Here is a 3,369-nt window from a genome sequence, read left to right as displayed (position 1 = left end):
CCTCGCGCATGAGGGTGCGCAGGTCCGTGTAGCGCCAGGCCGTCCAGCGCGGCGGTGCGGCAGGCCGCGCGCCAGGAACTGGGCGAAGGCGGCGGCGCGACCCGCGGCGACCACGGGCGTTCCCGGAAGGCGGACCTCCGCGGCGGCGAAGGTCTCGGCCAGCGACAGCTCCGCCGGCGTCTTCATGAGGTGGACGGCGGCGGCCATGGCTCAGGCCGCCTCGTTCTGGAACTGGGCGTAGCCGGTGGCCTCCAGCTCCAGCGCCAGCTCCTTGCCGCCGCTGTGTACGATGCGGCCCGCCGCCAGGACGTGCACCACGTCGGGCACGATGTAATCGAGCAGGCGCTGGTAGTGGGTGATGACCACCATGGAGCGCTCGGGCGCGCGCAGCGCGTTGACGCCGTTCGACACCACCTTCAGCGCGTCGATGTCGAGGCCGGAATCGGTCTCGTCCAGCACGCAGAGCTTCGGCTCCAGCAGCATCATCTGCAGCGTCTCGTTGCGCTTCTTCTCGCCGCCGGAGAAGCCCACATTGAGCGGCCGGCGCAGCATCTCGGCACTGATGTCGAGGCTCTTGCCGATCTCGCGCACGCGCTTCAGCAGCTCGGGCGACGTCATTTCCGGCTCGCCGCGCGCCTTCCTCTGCGCGTTCACCGCCGCGTGCAGGAACGCCATGGTCGAGACGCCGGGGATCTCCAGCGGATACTGGAAGGCGAGGAACAGGCCGAGCGCCGCGCGCGCGTCGGGCGCGAGCTCGGAGAGCTCCACCCCGGCGAGCTTGATGGAGCCGCCGGTGATGACATAGCCGGGCTTGCCGGAGAGCACATAAGAGAGCGTGGACTTGCCGGCCCCGTTCGGGCCCATGATGGCGTGGACCTCGCCCGGATTCACGGTGAGCGAGAGGCCGTTGAGGATCTTGCGCCCCCCTTCGATCTCGGCGTGCAGGTCTTCGATTTCGAGCAGGGGGGTCATGTCGGTGATCCTCTGTCGGGAGTGGGGCGCGGGCTCAGCCGACGCTGCCTTCAAGGCTGATGGAGATGAGCTTCTGCGCCTCCACGGCGAATTCCATGGGCAGTTGCTGCAGCACGTCGCGCACGAAGCCGTTGACCACCAGGGCCACCGCCTCTTCCTGGCTGAGGCCGCGCTGCATGGCGTAGAACAGCATGTCTTCCGAGATCTTCGAGGTGGTCGCCTCGTGCTCGAACTGGGCCTGCGGGTTCTTCGTCTCGATATAGGGCACGGTGTGCGCGCCGCACTGGTCGCCGATGAGCAGGGAATCGCAATTGGTGAAGTTGCGCGCCCCGGTCGCCTTGCGGTGGGCGGAGACGAGGCCACGATAGGTGTTCTGCGAGCGGCCGGCGGAGATGCCCTTGGAGATGATGCGGCTCGACGTGTTCTTGCCGAGATGGATCATCTTGGTGCCGCTGTCCACCTGCTGGCGGCCGTTGGAAATGGCGATGGAATAGAATTCGCCGCTCGAATTCTCGCCGCGCAGGATGCAGCTCGGATACTTCCAGGTGATGGCGGAGCCGGTCTCCACCTGGGTCCAGGAAATCTTGGCGTTCCTGCCGCGGCAGTCGCCGCGCTTGGTGACGAAGTTGTAGATGCCGCCCTTGCCGTCGGCATCGCCAGGATACCAGTTCTGGACAGTGGAATACTTGATCTCCGCATCGTCCATGGCCACCAACTCGACCACGGCGGCGTGCAGCTGGTTCTCGTCGCGCATGGGGGCGGTGCAGCCCTCAAGGTAGCTCACATAGGCGCCCTCGTCGGCGATGATGAGGGTACGCTCAAACTGGCCGGTGTTCTTCTCATTGATGCGGAAGTAGGTCGACAGCTCCATGGGGCAGCGCACGCCCTTGGGGATGTAGACGAACGAGCCGTCCGAGAACACCGCGCTGTTCAGCGTCGCGAAGTAGTTGTCCGTGGTGGGGACCACCGTGCCGAGATATTTCCTCACGAGCTCCGGATGTTCGTGCAGCGCCTCGGAGATCGGCATGAAGATGACGCCGGCCGCCTTCAGTTCCTCCTTGAAGGTGGTGGCCACCGACACCGAGTCGAACACCGCGTCCACAGCGATCCGGCGCTCGCCCTCGGGACGCTCGACGCCGGCGAGAATCTCCTGCTCGCGCAGGGGGATGCCGAGCTTCTCGTAGGTCTTCAGGATCTCCGGGTCGACTTCGTCCAGCGACTTCGGCCCGGAGCCGCCCTTCTTGGGCGCGGCATAGTAATAGAGGTCCTGATAGTCGATGGCCGGGTAGGCGACCCGCGCCCAGTCCGGCTCCTCCATGGTGAGCCAGCGCGCATAGGCGTCGAGGCGCCATTGGAGCATCCAGCCCGGCTCGTTCTTCTTGGCCGAGATGAAGCGGATGATGTCCTCCGAGAGGCCCTTGGGGGCCTTCTCGGTATCCACCAGGGTCTCGAAACCGTATTTGTACTGATCGACGTCGATGAGGCGGACCTGCTCGATCGTCTCTTGTACCGCGGCCATCCGATCCTCCGTTCAACTGACCTGGACTTGGAGTCGTGCTGGGAGGCTCAAGCCTCGACCCGCGCCGCTCAGGCGGGAATGCAGGTCTTCTCGACCGGGCACACGGCGGCGCACTGGGGCGTGTCGAACGACCCCTCGCACTCGGTGCACTTGTTCGGATCGATGATGTACATGTCGCGCTTGAGCGAGATGGCGGCGTTCGGGCACTCGAACTCGCAGGCGCCGCAGACGGTGCATTGGGAGGCGACGATCTTGTAGGCCATTGGCTTTCCCCGCATGTGCAGAAGATGGCGGACAAAGCCTTCTTTCAAGCCGCGTGCCAGACTTTAATTATTTGATTTTGAAAGAAAAATCGTGCGGGATTGATGGCGGGCGGTGTCGCGCCCCCGACACGGTGTCGCAAGTGCGACAGGCCGGGAGGGGCAGCGCCCTGCGTTGCCCCCGCCCGGCGGCGGCCCAGCCCATGCGTTCCCCGGACAAGCGACGGCGCAGCCGGAGCGCAGAGCCGGGGTCCAGCGCAAGACTCCCGCGCAGCAGGCAATGGCTTCGGCGGCTGGGGTTCAGAAGCGCCTTCAGCGGTCCCTTGCGCTGGGTCCGGCTTTCCTTCCACTGCGCTGCCGCTCCGTTGCAGTCGGCCGGGGCGCGGGGGTGGTGTTCCCCGGCCGCGGCGCAGCCGGAGCGCTCAGAAGCGTTTGATCTCGATGTCGTGCTTCTTCAGCGCATAGCCGATCTGGCGCGGGGTGAGGCCGAGCAGGCGCGCGGCCTTGGCCTGCACCCAGCCGGCGCGCTCCATGGCGTCCACCAGGCGCTCGCGCTCGCCCGCATCGGCGTCCGCAGCAGGTGCTCCGGAAAGGGCCGCGGGGGGCGCGGGCAGGCGC

The 3,369-nt window shown here is 66.5% G+C and carries 4 protein-coding genes and 1 pseudogene; all 5 read right to left on the bottom strand.

Annotated features, from left to right (window positions below; translation table 11 throughout):
- A pseudogene (locus AC2W7M_RS22340) lies at positions 1 to 207 on the bottom strand (hypothetical protein); the annotation flags it as partial.
- Between the two features lie 3 nt (positions 208 to 210).
- On the bottom strand, positions 211 to 972 hold the full coding sequence (gene sufC / locus AC2W7M_RS22335; protein ID WP_486135014.1) for a Fe-S cluster assembly ATPase SufC: 762 nt from the start codon (positions 970 to 972) through the stop codon (positions 211 to 213).
- Between the two features lie 34 nt (positions 973 to 1,006).
- Positions 1,007 to 2,491, bottom strand: coding sequence for a Fe-S cluster assembly protein SufB (sufB, locus tag AC2W7M_RS22330; protein WP_486135012.1), 1,485 nt, complete (start codon positions 2,489 to 2,491; stop codon positions 1,007 to 1,009).
- Between the two features lie 68 nt (positions 2,492 to 2,559).
- The gene (locus AC2W7M_RS22325; protein WP_486135010.1) at positions 2,560 to 2,754 is read right to left on the bottom strand and encodes a 4Fe-4S binding protein; all 195 of its coding nucleotides are present in this window, start codon (positions 2,752 to 2,754) and stop codon (positions 2,560 to 2,562) included.
- A 419-nt stretch (positions 2,755 to 3,173) separates the two neighbouring features.
- Positions 3,174 to 3,369, bottom strand: a 196-nt coding sequence (locus AC2W7M_RS22320; RefSeq protein WP_486135008.1) for a helix-turn-helix domain-containing protein, incomplete at its 5' end; no start/stop codon positions are given.

The organism is Xanthobacter sp. BG11Y11_SDJG, assembly GCF_057364445.1.
This window is presented reverse-complemented; position numbering and strand designations above follow the sequence as displayed.

Excerpts from the sequence above, each read along its gene's own strand:
- sufB (WP_486135012.1), bottom strand. The coding sequence starts at position 2,491 with ATGGCCGCGGTACAAGAGACGATCGAGCAGGTCCGCCTCATCGACGTC.
- AC2W7M_RS22325 (WP_486135010.1), bottom strand. The coding sequence starts at position 2,754 with ATGGCCTACAAGATCGTCGCCTCCCAATGCACCGTCTGCGGCGCCTGC.
- sufC (WP_486135014.1), bottom strand. The coding sequence starts at position 972 with ATGACCCCCCTGCTCGAAATCGAAGACCTGCACGCCGAGATCGAAGGG.